Source organism: Ruegeria atlantica (assembly GCF_013033965.1).
In the GTDB taxonomy this organism is placed as follows: Bacteria; Pseudomonadota; Alphaproteobacteria; order Rhodobacterales; family Rhodobacteraceae; genus Ruegeria; species Ruegeria atlantica_D.
On record NZ_WQFE01000013.1, the window covers coordinates 34,577 to 52,616 of the forward strand.

Here is an 18,040-nt window from a genome sequence, read left to right on the forward strand (position 1 = left end):
AGATGCTGGCGACACCGGCATATGACATTGCGTTGATCCTGGACAAGGGCCGGCGCGACACGCAGGAAGACGCGGTTGCCTCGCGCATGTTCGATGCGGCGAATGCAAGCTATGTTGTCGTGGCTGATGGCATGGGCGGTCATGCGGCAGGTGAAGTCGCCTCTGATCTGGTGATCAAAGCCTGGCGCGACGCGCTGGATGCCGAACTAGAAGGTTCAACAGCGTCCGATTCCGCTTTGATCGACGCGTTACCCTTGGCAGCAATGCAGGCCAATGCGTCCATCGCCAACTATTCCGAAGAGCAAGGCGATGGATTCAACATGGGTTCCACCATGCTGGGTGTTTTGTTGCTGGGGCAGCGGCTGTTCTGGATTTCAATCGGTGACAGCCCACTTTACCTGTTCAGAAACGGCGTACTGTCGCAGATCAACGAAGATCACTCGATGGCACCTATGATCGATGCGCAATTGGCCGAAGGCACATTGACCGAAGCCGAAGCAAAGGCGCATCCTGATCGCAACCAGCTGACTTCGGTCATCATGGGGGCGGCAATCCCAAAAGTCGATTGCCCGGAAACCCCGTTGGACATGACACCGTCGGATATTCTGATTCTGGGAAGCGATGGTCTGCAATACCTCAGCAATGCTGAAATCCAGTCCATTCTTCAGTCGAATTCCAGCGCGCTTGCACAAGATATTGCCGGGGCGCTGCAGGCCGCGCTCAACGCGAAAGGCGACCCGGATCAGGACAACATCTCGATCGGTGTCGTCAAACTCACAAAAAACTAAACAAGGCAAAGCAACAGGACCCATGAGAAACCATCTGATCATATCAAGCCTGGCACTTGCTGCCGCAGCGGGCACTGCATCGGCGCAACAGGCGTGCTCAACATACGAAATTCAGCGCGGCGACAGCCTGCGTGAACTTTCAATCGACGTGTATTCGACCGAGGATTTTCGTATCATATACGATGCCAACCGGGACGTGATCGGCAATAACCCGAACATCATTCGGGTCGGCGACGTTCTGACCATGCCTTGTCTAGAAGACATCGGCCGTGCTTCGACCGTTCCGCAAACCGAAGCTGAGGCCATGGCCGCCGAAATGGCAGCAGAGCTGGTCAGGGCGGCCGAAGATCGCGCTGCAAAAGCGATTGCCGAGGCCGAAGCCCGCGTTGCTGAAGCCGAAGCTGAGGCCAAGAAAGCCAGCGAAGACGCGGTGGTTGCTGCCAAAGCAGCGGCCAAGGACGAAATCGAAGCAGCGCGGGCAGAAGCCGCGGCGCTGATCCGAAACGCGGATGAAGGCGAACGCCCGGAAATTCGCGACCGTCAATTGCTGCTGATCACCGGTGGCAACTACGCACCCTTCACCGACGAAGCGCTGCCCAATCGCGGCCTCTACACCTACCTTGTCGAGACAGCGATGCTTCGCGCTGCGCCCGAGCAGGCGTATAAGATCCAGTTCGTCAATGACTGGTCATCGCATCTGGACCTGCTGATGCCGACACTGGCGTTCGATGCCACCTTCCCATGGTCGCGTCCGAATTGCGAGGCGGCAGAGGCCTTGTCGGAAAAAGACCGCGCTCGGTGCGAAACATACAACTTCTCTAACCCGTTCTACGAAGTTGTGGACACGTTCTTTGCCCGCGAAGGCTCGGGCTATGAGCAAACACTGACTTATGCTGACTTCGCCGGGACAACCATCTGTCGTCCGGAGGGCTGGTCGCTGTCGCACATGGATGAGGTCGGGTTGTATGAACCGGCAATCTCGCTTGTGCGCCCGGTTTCGCCCGATGACTGCTTTCACGCAGTTATGGACGGGACGGCCGACATCGTCGCGATCGAGGCTCATCTGGCCATCGAAGCAATCGGACGGCTGGGATACGAACACCGTATTATCGAAAACCCCAATCTGGCGGCAATCAAGTCGCTTAACGTCATGACCCATAAAGATAATCCGGATGGGGAAGCGATCCTAGAGACGCTCAATCAGGGTCTGGCGATCATGCAGCAATCCGGAGAGTGGCGAGACATCGTATCAACCGCTCTGCGTCATCAAATGGAAAATGGCTAAGGCCCCAATTGGCCTAACTACAAGAAAAGTCTGGAGGAAGTGGACATGTTTGAATTTAACCTTAAGAAAGTAGTGATGTCGGCCACCGCCGTCACCGCCCTGAGCGCCGGCGCTGCCGCTGCACAGGAAGCGTGCAGCAACTACACAGTCGCGGATGGCGATACGATGGCCACCATCGCGATCGCAGCATACGGCACATCGAACTATCAGCCGATCTTTAACGCGAACCGCAACATCATCACCAATCCGAACGCACTTGCGCCGGGATTGGTTTTGGCCCTGCCCTGTGAGGATGGCAGCCTGCCGAACGGTCAGTCCGCTCAGGAACTGATCGCCGCGGAAGAGCAACGTGCAGCAAGCGTCAAGCGTTCGAATGTTTATGCCCCGCCGATCAAAATGGTGGCAGGTAACGGATGGGAACCGTTTACGAGTGAAGCACTGGGCGGCGGCGGAATCATGACCCGCCTGGCTACAACCAGCCTTCAGCGTGCTGGCAACAGCCGCGACTACTCGGTCAGCTTTGTCGATGACTGGAGCTCGCATCTGGACACGTTGCTGCCGCTTGGCGCGTTCGATATCTCGATCGCCTGGACTGTCCCGGACTGTACGAACCGCTCATACGAATGGTCGTCAGAAACTGAAGCGCGGTGTACGCAATTCGTGGCCTCTGTCCCTGTATACGACATCGTTGGCGGATTCTTCACACTGCCGGAAAGCGACTATGCCAGCGCGACAAAGTTCGCAGATTTTGAAGGTTCTACCATTTGCCGCATGTCCGGTTGGAGCATGGTTGTCCTGGAAGAAGTTGGACTGAACCGCGAAAACACGACTGTTGTTCAGCCCAACTCGGCCCGCGAATGCCTTGATGCCGTATTGACCGGCACAGCAGACGTCGCCGCGTTCGAAGTCGATCTGTTCGCTTCGACCATGAACGACATGGGTTTGACTTCGTCCGATCTGGTTGAAAACCCATATGTTTCGACCTTGTCCTCGATGAGCTTCCTTGCCCACCGCACCAACCCGTTCGCACGTGAATACATCGCGATGATGAACAAGGGTCTGAACGAAATGCGTGAATCCGGCGAGTGGTACGCGATCATCTCGGACACGCTGCGCGAACAAAACGAAAAGCTTAACGCAGCATCAAACTGATTTTTCGGACTTCCGAATGATTGGGGCCGGTCACCAGACCGGCCCTTTTTTGTTTAAGACCAAATGATTAGCGACAGGTGGCCCCCAAACTTCCCAAATTACGGGAAACCCCTAATTTCGCAATTTCGCGAAAGGGTTAACATGAAATCAACTACACCGGTGAGGCTTCGGCCTGACCACTCACTCAAAAAAGGGCCGACTTTGGGGGTCGGCCCTTTTTTCTATGCTTCCTACAAAGCCGATAAGCACCCACACCGCGAAGCGTGGGCTTTGTTTATCAACCGATGATCGCGTTCAGCGTTGCGCTGGGGCGCATTACTGCTGCAGTCTTCGCGGGATCGGTGTGGTAATACCCACCAAGATCAGCAGCGGCACCTTGGGCAGCCGCTAGTTCCGACAAGATTTGACCTTCTTTTTCTACCAGCTCTTTGGCAATCGGTGCGAATTCTGCCGCCAGTTCAGCATCGTCCGATTGCGCGGCCAGTGCTTCGGCCCAGTAGCGTGCAAACCAATAGTGGCTGTCGCGGTTGTCTGGCTGGCCAACTTTGCGGCTAGGCGATTTGTTGTTGTCCAGAATACCTTGCGTGGCCGCTTCGGCCGCAGCACCCAGAACACCCGCCTTTGCGTTGCCCTTGCTATCGGCCAGGAAGTTCAATGACTCACCCAAAGCACAGAATTCACCCATTGAATCCCAGCGAAGGTGGTTTTCCTCAACCAATTGCTGCACGTGTTTGGGTGCCGAACCACCCGCACCGGTTTCGAAGAGGCCACCGCCATTCATCAGCTTTACTATTGACAGCATCTTGGCCGACGTACCCAGTTCCAGGATCGGGAACAGGTCGGTCAGGTAGTCGCGCAACACATTTCCCGTGATGGCAATGCTGTCCTTGCCAGCGGTGATAGTCTCCAACGACTGACGGGTTGCTTCGCGTGGAGCCATGATCAGGAACTTGTCGGCTACGCCAGCCGCGGCAAGCGCCGGTTTGACATACTTGATCAGTTCCGCATCGTGCGCGCGGTTTGCGTCCAGCCAGAAAATCGCCTCGGACCCGGTCAGGCGCTGGCGATCCATCGCCAATTGAATCCAGTTCTCAATCGGAGCCTTCTTGACAGTACAGGCGCGCCAGATGTCATCCCTCTCGACTTCATGAGAATGCAGCGTCTCACCATTGGCCAGAACGATACGGATTGTACCGTCAGCAGGCGCTTGGAACGTCGTCGGGTGCGAGCCGTATTCCTCGGCCTTTTGTGCCATCAGACCTACGTTGGCGACAGCGCCGACCGTGGCGGGGTTCAGCGCGCCATTGGCTTTGAAGAAGTTAATGGTCTCATCATAGACAGACGCATAGCAGCGGTCAGGGATCACACAGTTGGTGTCACCCTTGGCTCCGGTCTCGTCCCAGCCTTTGCCGCCCGCGCGGATCACGGCAGGCATCGAAGCGTCGATGATCACGTCCGACGGGACGTGCAGGTTGGTGACACCTTTGTCACTGTCGACCATATACATCGACGGACGATCCGCTTTGATCGCGTCAATCGCCGCCATGATATCGGCATTGCTCTGAACACGTTCCAGCAAATCGCCCAGACCTGAGTTTGGGTTCACACCCAAAGCATCCAACTCCGCGCCAAATTTCTCGAACACCGGAGCCAGCCAAGCTTTGACAGCATAACCAAAGATGATCGGGTCCGAGACCTTCATCATCGTGGCCTTCATGTGCAGCGAGAACATGGTGCCGTCTTTCTTGGTGTCCTCAATCGCCTTTGCCAAGAACGAAGACAGCGCGTTGACGGACATGAAAGTGGCATCTGCAACGGTGCCCTCGGCCAGTGGCCAGGCGTCTTTCAGGACAGTGACGCTGCCGTCTTTGCCGACGAATTCGATCTTGGCGTCACCCGCCTGAGCAGCGGTGATGGTGGCCGATTTCTCATTGGCATAGAAATCATTACCAGACATCGACGACACTTTGGTCTTACTGTCCGAGGCCCACTCGCCCATCGAATGAGGGTTCTGCTGCGCATAGTTCTTTACGGCACGGGCGGCGCGACGGTCCGAGTTGCCTTCACGCAAAACCGGATTCACAGCCGAGCCTTTAATGGCATCATAACGCGCGCGGATCGCTTTTTCTTCTTCGCTCGAGGGCTCTTCGGGGTAGTTCGGGATGTCGTAGCCCTGCGACTGCAACTCTTCGATGGCCGCCACGAGTTGCGGAACCGAGGCCGAGATGTTCGGCAGCTTGATCACGTTGGCGTCCGGCGTCTTCACCAGCTCGCCCAGTGCGGCCAAATCGTCGGTGATACGCTGATCGTCGGTCAATTTTTCCGGGAAGGTCGCCAGAATACGTCCGGCCAATGAAATATCCTTGGTGCCGACGCCGACACCCGCAGCGCTGGCGAACTTGCGAATGATGGGCAGGAACGAGGCGCTGGCCAGCTCGGGCGCTTCGTCTACAATGGTATACAATATGTCGAAGTTCGAGTTATCTGCCATATTCTTTTACCTTTTTTAAACCTTTCGGGGCGTGCGATCCAAGAGTGTGCCACGTTTGCGTGGCGTAGGTGGGGCGCGTTTCTCCTACCGCTCCAACGGTGACTCTGATTTGACAGGGCATCCCTTAAATCAGGAAGGGCCTGGGATCAATCGTCTAAAGCGCGCGCATATTGCCACGGGTAGTCAGGTTTACGGATTGGACCATGGGTGCAGCTATTGATCTGTAACTTTGTTGGTCGTTACTGATCCAGCTTTTTTCGCCGATCCAAAATGCCTGAACCCGCCTTCGTTTGCAAGTTGGTTCACGTGATCTTCAATTGCGGTGTCAAATGCTCAACAGAACCAGCGTCCGCCTCGCGTGGAACCGAGGTTCCCGCTCGCCGCATGACTCTCAATAGTATTTTGCGGCCGTTCCCTCCGGTATCCTCCAGAAAACTCTCGAGTTCGGAAGTAGCGAGATCCGGCCTGCCGAAGTGAGCTAGCGCCACATAGCGGTGTACCCACTCTTCATTTTGACCCAAAACCAACCAATTTAAGGCTTTGCGATACCATCGCTTGTGGAAAGCCAGCTCAGCCAAGTCTCGTTGAATAACGCGATCGGCATATTCGCTCACTAATTTGATGCCTGTGTCTTCATCCCCGATCCTCAAATGAATCATGGCTGGAACAAACAATTCGTAAGTTAACCCTGGTTCCAGTCGAGCAAGCTCTGTAGACGCTGAAAGAGCCCTTTCATGATCGCCTGTGAATCTCAGATCATAGATCAAGCGAGAAAAATGCACCCATGTTTGATCGGGCCAGCGCTGTTCAGCGTGCGTCAGAAACTGTTCGAATCCGTCATATCCATATGCATCGTAGCGAGTATTGATCAGTACTGATCCCGCGCCCTCATAACTCGGGTCGAGGTCCAGAACCTCCTCCAAACCCTGAATAGCAGCTGATGTATTCCCTTGATCTTGGTCGAACTTGGCTTTGTGAAACAACGCGTCAGTGCTGTTTGGGGCAAGCGACAGAGCTTTTTCATACGCTGTTTCAGCGGATTGAACATCACCTTCCGCGTAGTAGGCAATGGCACGCCACAAAGTCGACTGTGGGTGGTTCGGAAACAGGACCAATGCGTTGGTATAATCCGAAATCGCCTCGTCGTACTGCTTGTCGCGACAATACGCCCAGCCTCGAGATCTGAGCAATGAGTTTTGTTTTTTTGGAGTTGCACTCGCACCCTCAATCACAGTCGCGCAGGCCGCGACCACGTGCGCAGCGCCGCCTTTATTTCCAAGGCAGGACTGGGTCAGCTGTGAAAAGTCTGATCCGGATTTGGATGGCTTGTTGAAGGACAGCAACACCGTGGCGATCACAATAGCCAAAGCAGCAAGACGAATGTGCATAAAACCTCTAATCAGTTCAAAATACTCACCTTAAGGTGGCAATCCAGCACCAATACTCAAGAGGTATTCCTTTCCAAACACCTGTAATTGTTTCGAAAGATAGACAAGGTTTGTCCTATGGGTTGATCAGACGCCCCATGTGTCGCTCAGCCGATACCCACCCGGCCAGGGGTCGTCCGGGTCAAGCATGTGCTGGTGGGTGCCAGTTATCCAACCGCGGCCACTTATCTCGGGAATGATAGCTGGTTGCGTGTCAATTTGCGTTTCCTGAACGATCCGCCCGGTAAAGCGGGAGCCGATGATCGAGATGGCCTCGAAGGTTTGACCGGCGAACATTTGCCCCCTGGCCGCCATCAGCGCCATGCGTGCGGAAACCGCTGTGCCGGTAGGCGAGCGATCCACCTTACCGGGCTGTATGGCTACGGCAGATTTGCCGCGCCAACCGGTCGGAGTCTGTTCGAGCGGGCCGCAGAAGGCACAAAAGGAAATGTGGGTCCAATCCGGATTTTCGGGATGCGTAAACCCCAATTGCTCGTTTGCGGCATCTGTAATCGCAACGCCATTCCGAGCAATGTCGCGGGCTTCATCTTGGGTAACGCCGAAGCCCAACTCGGAGGCGTCAACAACCACGAAACTGTCGCCCCCAAAAGCCGTATCAACAGTCAGTGTGCCCAATCCCGAAACCTCCAACGGGACAGAAAGCTTATCGGCGAAACTGGGCAGGTTTTGCACGTGAATCCGTTCAGCTTTACCTCCGTTGCACTCAGCGCGTATGCGAACCAGCCCGCCGGGTGCTTCAAGCGTCAGAGCAGTCTCAGGCTCTTGCATCGGGATAAGCCCGGTATCCAGCAATACGGTAGCGACACAGATCGAGTTCGAGCCGGACATAGGCGGAGTGTCCTCAGGCTCCATAATGATAAACGCGGCGTCGGCATCGGGATGCTTGGGCGGAACCAACAGGTTAACGTGCCGAAACACACCACCTCGGGGTTCGTTCAGTACGAAATTCCTTAGCGTCTGGTCGTTGGCAATATGCGTCCGTTGTTCCCAGATTGTGTCACCCGGCGGCGGCGCAACGCCTCCAACGATGACGTCCCCGACTTCACCTTCGGCATGGGCAGACACGACATGAATGGTCTTTACGCTGCGCATATCTCCTCCTTAGAACCGGGTGGCGGCGTATGGCGTCATTGATATTGGCGGTTCCTGCCCATCGACCAGCGCCCCGACGAGTTCCGCAGTTCCCACCGATTGGGTCAGGCCCAGATGACCGTGGCCGAAGGCGTATAGAACGTCTGCCGAGTTGGGAGACGTGCCAATCACCGGAATGCTGTCCGGCAATGATGGGCGGAAACCCATCCATTGCATGCCCCCGTCGGTTTTCAGGCCAGGCAGAAACGCTGCCGCCTTGTCCAGCAAAACATCGGCCCGTTTGAAGTTCGGCGGCAAGGTTAACCCGCCCAACTCTACAGCCCCTCCGACGCGTACCCCACCGTTGATCTTGCTGGCCACAAAACCATGGCGCGAGAATGTCAGGTGCATACGCAAATCAAATGCGCCTTCCGACAAGGTAGTATTGTATCCACGCTCGGTCTCCAACGGGATACGGTCACCCAAAGATTGCGCGATATGATGAGACCAGGCACCTGCGGCAACCACCGCTTTGGCCGCATCTATTGTTCTGTCCGCGCACGCGATCCGCACACCGTTTTCTTGCGGCGAGAGGGTCCGGATTTCTTCCCGTTCGATTCGACCGCCGCGGGTTTGAAAGGCTTTAGCAAGGTGTTCAACCCACCTTTTTGGATCAATGGTGTTCAACCAGTTCGGAGTAAACCCGGCATGAGTGAACCGAGTGCTGAGGCCCGGTTGTTTTTCTGCAATTGCCGCCGGACCTTCCAACAACTCGAACTCGATCCCGTGCTCGCGCCGCAAATTCCAGGCCGGCAAACTGGCGCGGAATTCGGCCGCGCTTTCATATAGCTGCATCTGCCCATCGCGTTGCAGCAAGTGCTCGGCATCAATATCGCAGATCAGCCGATCAAGTGCAGTCATGGACAGCCGCATCAAACTGGCTTGTGCGCCAAGAAGGTCACTGTAGCGATCCGGTCGACTGGCCCGCCAAAAGCGATACATCCATGGCGCGATTTTCAAGGCGTAAGCTGGTGGAATGGACAGTGGGCCCAAAGGATCCAACAGCCACTTGGGTGCCTTTCGCATGATACCGGGCGTGGCAAGTGGCTCGACCTCAGGGAAGGCAAACGCACCGGCGTTACCGGATGATGTTTCGGCTGCGATGCCCTTGCGGTCCAAAACCAGCACCGAATGGCCTCGTCGCCGCAATTCAAGTGCTGCCGTAACTCCAATTACTCCGGCACCAATGACAACGACTTGCGGCGTCATGTTTCGATCCCGACTCTGAAGGGATCGTTTTCGTTGAACAGCAGCGTTGCCTCGGCCGTGATGAATGCTTGCCCGGTGATCGAAGGGATAACACCTCCGTTCGGTCCAGGCTGGTATGACAGACGATAGGAACTGCCAATCACGCTCTGCTGGATGATCTCCTGACCCGGTGCCAATCGCCCGTCAGCCGCGAGACAGGCCAGCCGGGCCGAACTGCCGGTTCCACAAGGAGAGCGGTCGTAGTTTTCATCGGGGCACAGAACAAAGTTGCGACTATGAACCGCCGGGTCCGGTGAAGCTTCTTGAAAGACAACGTGGTCGATTGGTTCGCCGTTTTCGCCGCCAACCCCTTGCGCGATCGAGGCTTCACGGATGGCGATCGACATGTCCGTCAGCTTTCGGATGTTCGCAGGCTCGACGGGGATCGGGCTAGGGTCGATGATGAAAAACCAGTTTCCACCATATGCGATGTCGCCTGTGACCTTGCCACATGCCGCGACATCAAGGCTAACATTCTGATGAACCCTGCGGCTTTCGATATTGGTCACGGTAACGGTGTTGGCATCGTGCAGTTCGACCGTCACCACACCGGCGGGCGTTTCGATCCGGTGTTGGCCCACGGCAATTCGCCCCAGATGAGCCAGCGTGACGGTCAGACCGATGGTTCCGTGTCCGCACATCCCCAAAACCGCGTCCACATCGAAATAGATCACGCCGGTGACGCATGTCGGATCAACAGGCTCAACCAGCAATGCGCCAACCATAGCGGGCTGACCGCGCGGCTCGAGCATGACAGAGCGATAGAACGCTTGGTGCTCGGCCGCCAGTCGCTTTGCCCGCTCCGCCAAAGACCCGGACCCAAGATCCGGCGCGCCGTCCAGAATGACGCGAGTTGGTTCACCGCCTGTGTGACTGTCGATCACATGCATTCGGCGATCACTCCGCCCTGCCTCGACCAATCGGCAAACCACGTCCGGAACAGATCGTATTGCTGCTCGCAAAAATTACGCTGTGCATCGGTCAACTCATCCGTTTCGTTAAAGTGCAGACGGTATTCCCCCTCGCCGTTCAGGACCAGCAAGTGCTTGTAGTACAGCACCAAATCCGGGCCTTCGTCAAAGCTGGAAAGCACTTGAATCGCCTCTGTGAGTTCCTGCGCACGCTGGCGGGCCTCGGCATGGCCTCGCGCCGCCTTTTTGGACAGGGCGGCCAGCAGCAATGCTTCGCGCGGCAAGGCTGTGCCTATTCCTGTGATCGACCCGGTTGCACCGCAATTTACGAAACCGTGGTAAACCTCGGTATCAACACCAACCATCAGGGTGACCTGATCGTCCTGACTGGTGATATTTTCAGCCGCATAGCGCAGGTCGTCTTTGCCACCGAACTCCTTGAATCCGATCAGGTTTGAATGTTCCGCGCGCAGGGCAAAAAACAAGTCTGCTCGTGTCGCAAAGCCATAGTATGGGCTGTTGTAGATGATCGCCGGAACATCAGGTGCGGCAGACAAGATCGCTTTGAAATGGTTCTTTTGCGCGGCGGGTGAACTGCCGCGAGACAAAACACGCGGAATGACCATCAGACCGACCGCACCCACCTTTTGCGCATGCGCCGCATGGGCTTCGGCGGATTTGGTGTTAATGGCCCCGGTGCCGACGACGACAGGCAGACCCGCATCGGCCAAACGCTCAACCCCTTCCATCCGCTGCGCATCTGTCAACAAGGGCCAATCCCCCATAGAACCGCAATAAACGACTGCGGACATACCCGCGTCGATCATCTGCTTTCCTTTGCGCACTAGCGCATCAAAGTCAGGTGTGCGGTCAGGTTTGCAGGGGGTCATCAGAGCAGGCATCGTGCCGGTGAACACGTTGGTCGACATTGGTAAAATCCTCGAGCGATGGGCGGTTGGACGCGCTTTCGGAATCGCCAATAACGGATATTGGATACAAAATCCAGAAAAATTGAGAACACGCCAGATCAATGATCGGGCGCGCTCATATCACAAAATGAGTTTTTTCAGCGAAGCCTGTGACCTGTCTCGGGATCAAACAGCATGGCGCGTTCCGGGCGCACAATAAGCCCGATGCGTTCGCCCTGCTTGCTGCGCTGATCATCTCGCTCTTCGACGATCAATTTATCTCCGTTGGGCGTCAGCAGGTACGTATAGCTCACGCCTCCAAGCGCTTCGGTCAGGTCAACCGTGCAAGTGTCACCTGACCGATCCACTGTGATGTGTTCCGGACGCATGCCAAGTGTCACCTTGCTCATGCCTGCCGGCACATTGATCGGCAAGTCCAATGGCTCGCTCAGGGCCGGGTGTGAGACTTTTCCATCGACGAAATCGCAGTCAAGGAAGTTCATAGCAGGGGACCCGATGAAGCCCGCTACGAACCGATTGTCCGGGTCCCGATACAAGTCCATCGGCGCGCCGACCTGTTCGATCCGACCGTCACGCAGCACAACGATCTTGTCTGCCATGGTCATTGCTTCGACCTGATCGTGGGTTACATAGATCATCGTCGCGCCAATTTCATTGTGCAGTCGTGCGATCTCGACCCTCATTTCGACACGCAGCTCGGCATCAAGATTGGAGAGCGGTTCGTCGAACAAGAAAACCTCCGGGCCTCGTACAATTGCGCGCCCGATGGCGACCCGCTGACGTTGGCCACCGGATAGGGCCTTGGGCTTGCGCTTGAGATATTGATCCAGTTTCAGGATGCTCGAAGCTTCTTGTACTTTCTTGTTGATCTCGGACTTTTCCACGCCATTCATGCGCAGTCCAAAGCCCATGTTTTCGGCCACGGTCATGTGTGGGTAAAGAGCATAGGTCTGGAAAACCATGGCCACGCCACGCTTGGCCGGGTCCATGTGGGTCACTTCGCGTGCACCGATATGGATTTGCCCTTCGGTTGTTTCCTCAAGGCCTGCGATCATCCGCAGCAACGTGGACTTGCCGCAGCCAGATGGGCCAACGAAGACACAGAATTCTCCGTCTTCGATTTCCAGATCAATGCCGTGAATAACCTGCGTCTCGCCATACCGCTTGATCGCCTGGTTCAGTGTTACACCTGTCATGTCGCTTGCATCCTGTCTGTTTCGGCACTTTGACGGGTCTCGGGGAACCGCCAGGCCTGTGCTTCGGCTCCGATCTGCTCGGCCACACGGCGAACTCGGGGAACCCAGGTTTCCAATTGGTTGAAAGTCATCCGCTCGGTCGATCCGGTCACGGAGATCGCGCCAAGCATTCGCCCGCCCGAGGTAAGGATAGGGCAGGCAATGCAGATAATACCGGGCTCATGCTCTTCGTCATCGACGGCATATCCACGGCTGCGGATCAGGTCGAGATCGGCGCGTAGCGCCGCCTCAGAGGTTAGTGTTTTGTCAGTAAAGCGATGGTAGCTTTGTTGGGACGCGGCGCGGTCCAGCGCAACGTCATCCAGGTACGCCATCATTGCCTTACCCACCCCGGTGCAATAGGCGGGACCGACTTTGCCGGCCTGCGAATACATCTCAATCGGCTGGGCGGCATTGCGCTTATCCACATACAGCACCTGATTTGAATCAAGCTGTGCCAAATGCACCGTTTCCCCGGTTTCCCGGCTCAATGCATCCAAAAACGGTCGCGCAATTGGCGCGAGTGAGCTTTGTGTCCACGCCGCATGCGCCAGCCGTACCAGCCGCAATCCGGGAGTGTATGTCTGCCGGTCCGGATCGTATGACAGCATCCCCTGATTGGTCAGCGTTTGCAGGAACCGATACAGGGTCGCCTTTGGGAAATTGCTACTTTCCAACAACTCCGCGAATCGGACGGGGCGCGCAAACGCGGCCACCTGATCCAGCACATCACATGCCTTTCCTATTGTTCCGTCACCAGCCACGGGTGCCTGTTCTCCTCCCATTAACCCATCGCAATCGGCACGAGGGTCTTGACAAGACTAACCGAGTCGATGTGTAGTTTTCAATATATAAAACTTAGTTTCATTATTTGGAACTTTGAAAGCAAAAAATGGAAGCTAAGGGAGGAAACCATGCATTCCATGTTCAAGCGCACTGCCGCGGCTTTGGCAGCCAGTGTCGCACTTGCCGCACCTGTCGCCGCCGAACTGACCGGCGAGCTGAGAATCTTTCTCGACACCTCCAACCCAGCGCCACGCGCGACGATGGAGGCGATGATCGAACGATTCGCGGAACAGCATCCGGGTCTTGAGATCGAAACCACAGTGATAGACCGCGAGGCCTATAAGACCCAGATCCGCAACTTCCTGACCGCGGATACGCCGGACGTGGCGACGTGGTATGCGGCGAACCGCATGAAGCCCTATGTTGATGCCGGCCTGTTCGAAGACGTATCGGACCTGTGGGCCGAGCCTGAGATCGCCGATAATCTTGCGTCGACCAAGGGCGCAATGACCATTGACGGCAAGCAGTGGGGCGTACCCTACACCTACTACCAGTGGGGCGTTTACTACCGCAAAGACATCTTTGACGAACTGGGGCTGTCCGAGCCGACCACCTGGGAAGAAGAGCTTGCGAACTGTCAGAAGATCGTCGATTCAGGCCGCGCCTGCTATACCATCGGCACCAAGTTCCTGTGGACCGCCGGTGGATGGTTCGACTACCTGAACATGCGCACCAACGGGTTTGACTTCCACAACCAGCTCGCCAATGGCGAAATCAGCTGGGAAGACGACCGGGTCAAGCAGACCTTTGCCAACTGGAAACAGCTTATCGACATGGGTGCATTCGTCGACAATCACCAGACTTACAGCTGGCAGGAGGCCTTACCCTTCATGGTCAACGGAGAAGCCACAGCCTATCTGATGGGCAACTTTGCCGTTGCTCCTCTGCGCGAAGCGGGTCTGACCGACGACCAATTGGACTTCTATCAGTTCGTTGCCATCAACCCGGATGTAGAATTGGCCGAAGATGCACCAACGGATACCTTCCACATCCCGGCCAACGCGTCGAATAAGGAAGCAGCGCGTGAGTTCCTGCGCTTTGCCGTTTCCGCGGATGAGCAGACACAGATCAACAATGGCGCAAACCTGGGTCAGTTGCCAGTGAACGCTCAATCGTCCGTCGATGACGACAAATTCCTACAGCAAGGGTTTGAGATGCTGTCAGCCAACAGTCCCGGTGGCGTCGCCCAGTTCTGGGATCGTGACGCACCTGCGGAAATGGCCAAGGTGTCGATGGAAGGCTTCCAGGAATTCATGGTCAAGCCTGATAACGTTGACCGCATCCTATCCAAACTGGAACGCGCGCGTCAGCGTATCTACGAAAACTAAACCGGTCGGGCCGGGCTTCTGCCCGGCCTGCACCACTTCGTGCGTAAGGCGGGTGCATACCCGGCTTACACCTTTGACCTAAATCCGAGTGAGCGCATGTCAGCAGTCGATGTCCCCGAACAGGAAAGCTGGTTCCACAGAAATCAACAGCGCATAGCGCCGTGGCTTTTTCTGGCCCCGGGCCTGCTGTTCTTCATGGTCTACGTGATCATTCCGGTGTTCCAGTCCTTTAACCTGTCTTTGTACGAATGGGATGGGCTTGGCGCAGCGGAGTATGTGGGTTTTCGCAACTACGAAGACCTGTATTGGGAATGGGTTGATCGGGACGCGTTCTACATTTCGCTGAAAAACAACCTGATCTGGTTGATCATGTATCTTCTCTCGATCCCGGCCGGTCTGTTCATTGCTCTGTTTCTGAACCAGACAGTCTGGGGCATCCGGCTGTACAAATCACTGTTCTTCTTTCCTTTTGTCATCTCGCAGGTCGTCGTGGGCCTTGTTTTTACATGGTTTTATGATCCGACCTTTGGCCTTCTCAACGAATTCCTTGGCCTGTTTGGAATGGGACCGCTGAATATCCTCGGTGACGAGCGCTTCGTTACATATGGGATCATCTTCGCGGGCCTCTGGCCACAAACGGCCTATTGCATGATCCTCTACCTTACCGGCCTGAACGCCGTGGACCCAGAACAGATTGAGGCTGGACGTCTTGACGGTGCAAAAGGTGGGCGCATGCTGTGGCACATCATTCTGCCACAACTGCGACCCGCGACCTTCATCGCCTTTGTAGTTACCATCATCGGCGCGCTGCGGTCATTCGATCTGATCTCGATCATGACCCAAGGCGGCCCGTTCGGATCGTCCCGTGTGCTTGCCTATTACATGTTCGAGGTCGCGCTATCTGAATACGGCTTCCGCATGGGCTATGGCGCGGCGATTGCGGTGATCCTTTTCCTGATCATGCTCTGCTTTATCGCCTATTTCCTGTGGTCGATGTATCGCGAAGAAAGGGGGCACTAAGATGTTTCCCAAACCTATCGAAAAACAACCCCGCGGGGCACAGATCACCTACCAAGCGATGCTGCCGCTGGCTTTGCTGCTGTGGCTCGGCCCCCTACTGGCGGTAGCGCTGTTCTCGGTTAAACCGGCGGCCGACTTTACCAACGCAAATTACTGGGGAATGCCGTCCAGCTTCGAGGGCGCCTATAACTATGGGCAGGTTTTCTTCAACTCAGACATGCCGCGCTATTTGCTGAACTCGTTCCTGATCACCGTTCCAACAGTGATCGGCGCGGTTGCGCTCAGCTGCATGACCGGGTTTGCACTGGGGATCTACAAGTTCCGCTCGAACCTATGGATCTTTTTCATGTTTGTTGCGGGCAACTTTGTACCGTTCCAGATCCTAATGGTGCCTGTACGCGACCTGACTCTGGAATTGGGTCTCTACAATACCAAAACCGGCCTCGTCTTGTTCCACATCGCCTTCCAGACGGGTTTCTGTACCCTGTTCATGCGCAACTTTATCCGTGCCCTGCCCTTCGAACTGATCGAGGCGGCACGTGTCGAGGGCATCAGTGAATGGCGCATCTTCTGGTACGTCGTGCTGCCGCTGATGAAACCTGCAATTGCCGCGCTCAGCGTGCTGATCTTTACCTTCATCTGGAACGATTATTTCTGGGCAGTCGTGCTGACCCAGGGTGCGGAAAGCCAACCTGTGACCGCAGGCATAACCAGCTTCAACGCCCAATTTAGGGCGGCCTATCAGTTAATGAGTGCCGGCTCCATCGTCGCGGCTTTGCCGCCGGTGGCCATGTTCTTCCTCATGCAGAAACACTTCATCGCGGGCTTAACCCTCGGTGCCGTAAAATAACGTCAAACCAAAGGTTTGCCACATGACCAAGATCACCTTTATCGGGGCGGGTTCCACGATCTTCATGCAGAATATCGTGGGCGACGCCCTGCTGACCCCTGCATTGGCCGATAGCCATTTTGCGCTGATGGATATCGATTCTGTACGCCTTGCAGAAAGCGCATCCGTCGCCAATGCGATGATCCGCTCTGTTGGGACCGGGGCGACTGTCTCCATACATACCGATCGGCGCGCTGCGCTGGAAGGGGCTGATTTCGTCATTACAGCCTTTCAAATCGGAGGCTACAAACCATGCACAGTGACGGATTTCGAGATCCCTAAGCAATACGGCCTGCGCCAGACCATCGCTGACACATTGGGTGTTGGTGGCATCATGCGCGGCCTGCGTACGGTTCCCGTGTTGTGGGACGTTGCACAAGACATGATGCAGCTCTGCCCGAACGCGACGCTGCTCCAATATGTGAATCCAATGGCGATCAACACATGGGCGTTGGCGGAGCGCTTTCCGACACTGAAACATGTCGGCCTGTGCCATTCGGTCCAGAACACCGTCGAGGAACTGGCCCATGATCTGGACCTGCCCAAAGATGGGTTCCGCTACAAGGTGGCAGGTGTGAACCACGTGGCTTTTTTCCTGCGGCTGGAACATGACGGGCGCGACCTCTACCCGGCCTTGCAGCAGGGATACGCCAGCGGGCAAATCCCCAAACCACCGCTTTTGATGCCACGCTGCGCCAACAAGGTACGGTATGAGGTGATGGAACATCTGGGCTATTTCTGCACGGAAAGTTCAGAACACTTGGCGGAATACGTTCCATGGTTCATCAAAGATGGCCGCCAGGACCTGATTGAGCAGTTCGGCATTCCTCTGGACGAATACCCAACCCGCTGCGAGGAACAGATTGCCAGTTGGAAAGAACAGGCCAAAACACTGACCGACGGACGTGATATTGGCGTGATCCGTAGCCATGAATTCGCCGCTGAACTGATGAATGCAATCGTGACTGACAACCCGTATGTGGCGTACGGGAACCTGCCCAACACAGGACAGATCCCGCAACTTCCCTTGGGTGCTGCCGTTGAAACCCCCTGCCTTGTCGACGCCAACGGTGTTCAACCCTCGATCGTAACAGATATTCCGCCCCAACTGATCGCGTTGATGCGCAGCCAGATCAACGTGCAGGAACTGACGGTACGAGCGTTGGTTGAGCAGAACCCCAAATACATTTATCACGCTGCGATGATGGACCCGCATACCGCCGCCGAGCTGGACCTGCGCCAGATCCGCAGTTTGGTCGATGACTTACTGGTAGCACATACCGATTGGCTGCCGGATTGGTGCAAACCTGCCAAGGCCGCCTGACCCCAATTTAAGAAG

Annotated in this window: 15 protein-coding genes; 7 read left to right on the forward strand and 8 right to left on the reverse strand. The window is 56.0% G+C overall.

Annotated features, from left to right (window positions below; translation table 11 throughout):
* Positions 1-2: 2 nt before the first annotated feature.
* The 3 genes from GOW16_RS19450 to GOW16_RS19460 are packed head-to-tail and all read left to right on the forward strand — an operon-like array spanning position 3 to position 3,225.
* Complete coding sequence (locus GOW16_RS19450) at positions 3-788, forward strand: PP2C family protein-serine/threonine phosphatase (RefSeq protein WP_170418654.1); 786 nt, start codon at positions 3-5, stop codon at positions 786-788.
* Between the two features lie 22 nt (positions 789-810).
* On the forward strand, positions 811-2,073 hold the full coding sequence (locus GOW16_RS19455) for a transporter substrate-binding domain-containing protein (RefSeq protein WP_170418657.1): 1,263 nt from the start codon (positions 811-813) through the stop codon (positions 2,071-2,073).
* Between the two features lie 45 nt (positions 2,074-2,118).
* Entirely contained in the window at positions 2,119-3,225 is a 1,107-nt protein-coding gene (locus GOW16_RS19460) for a transporter substrate-binding domain-containing protein (protein ID WP_170418660.1), read from the forward strand.
* A gap of 277 nt (positions 3,226-3,502) precedes the next feature.
* Here GOW16_RS19460 and GOW16_RS19465 read toward each other — a convergent pair whose 3' ends face one another.
* The 8 genes from GOW16_RS19465 to GOW16_RS19500 form a co-directional block, all read right to left on the reverse strand.
* Entirely contained in the window at positions 3,503-5,716 is a 2,214-nt protein-coding gene (locus GOW16_RS19465; RefSeq protein ID WP_170418663.1) for an NADP-dependent isocitrate dehydrogenase, read from the reverse strand.
* 302 nt (positions 5,717-6,018) lie between these two features.
* Positions 6,019-7,104 carry a tetratricopeptide repeat protein gene (locus GOW16_RS19470; protein WP_170418666.1) on the reverse strand — a complete coding sequence of 362 codons (1,086 nt, stop codon included), beginning with the start codon at positions 7,102-7,104 and terminating at the stop codon, positions 6,019-6,021.
* Between the two features lie 126 nt (positions 7,105-7,230).
* The gene (locus GOW16_RS19475) at positions 7,231-8,256 is read right to left on the reverse strand and encodes a trans-3-hydroxy-L-proline dehydratase (protein ID WP_170418669.1); all 1,026 of its coding nucleotides are present in this window, start codon (positions 8,254-8,256) and stop codon (positions 7,231-7,233) included.
* A 9-nt stretch (positions 8,257-8,265) separates the two neighbouring features.
* On the reverse strand, positions 8,266-9,504 hold the full coding sequence (locus tag GOW16_RS19480) for an NAD(P)/FAD-dependent oxidoreductase (protein WP_170418672.1): 1,239 nt from the start codon (positions 9,502-9,504) through the stop codon (positions 8,266-8,268).
* Positions 9,501-10,433 carry a proline racemase family protein gene (locus GOW16_RS19485; RefSeq protein WP_170418675.1) on the reverse strand — a complete coding sequence of 311 codons (933 nt, stop codon included), beginning with the start codon at positions 10,431-10,433 and terminating at the stop codon, positions 9,501-9,503. Before GOW16_RS19485 ends, GOW16_RS19480 begins: the two co-directional genes overlap by 4 nt.
* Positions 10,424-11,383, reverse strand: coding sequence for a dihydrodipicolinate synthase family protein (locus tag GOW16_RS19490; protein ID WP_170418678.1), 960 nt, complete (start codon positions 11,381-11,383; stop codon positions 10,424-10,426). Before GOW16_RS19490 ends, GOW16_RS19485 begins: the two co-directional genes overlap by 10 nt.
* Positions 11,384-11,520: 137 nt before the next feature.
* Positions 11,521-12,579, reverse strand: coding sequence for an ABC transporter ATP-binding protein (locus tag GOW16_RS19495; protein WP_170418681.1), 1,059 nt, complete (start codon positions 12,577-12,579; stop codon positions 11,521-11,523).
* Positions 12,576-13,382 (reverse strand): IclR family transcriptional regulator, encoded by an 807-nt coding sequence (locus GOW16_RS19500; protein WP_170418932.1) that lies wholly within the window; start codon positions 13,380-13,382, stop codon positions 12,576-12,578. Before GOW16_RS19500 ends, GOW16_RS19495 begins: the two co-directional genes overlap by 4 nt.
* A gap of 150 nt (positions 13,383-13,532) precedes the next feature.
* On the opposite strand from GOW16_RS19500, the gene GOW16_RS19505 reads away from it, so the two are divergent.
* The 4 genes from GOW16_RS19505 (at position 13,533) to GOW16_RS19520 (ending at position 18,025) form a co-directional block, all read left to right on the forward strand.
* Positions 13,533-14,792, forward strand: a complete 1,260-nt coding sequence (locus GOW16_RS19505; protein ID WP_170418684.1) for an ABC transporter substrate-binding protein — start codon at positions 13,533-13,535, stop codon at positions 14,790-14,792.
* 96 nt (positions 14,793-14,888) lie between these two features.
* Positions 14,889-15,812, forward strand: coding sequence for a carbohydrate ABC transporter permease (locus tag GOW16_RS19510; RefSeq protein ID WP_170418687.1), 924 nt, complete (start codon positions 14,889-14,891; stop codon positions 15,810-15,812).
* 1 nt (position 15,813) lies between these two features.
* Positions 15,814-16,662 (forward strand): carbohydrate ABC transporter permease, encoded by an 849-nt coding sequence (locus tag GOW16_RS19515; protein WP_170418690.1) that lies wholly within the window; start codon positions 15,814-15,816, stop codon positions 16,660-16,662.
* A gap of 22 nt (positions 16,663-16,684) precedes the next feature.
* Positions 16,685-18,025 (forward strand): alpha-glucosidase/alpha-galactosidase, encoded by a 1,341-nt coding sequence (locus GOW16_RS19520; RefSeq protein WP_170418693.1) that lies wholly within the window; start codon positions 16,685-16,687, stop codon positions 18,023-18,025.
* Positions 18,026-18,040: the final 15 nt, after the last annotated feature.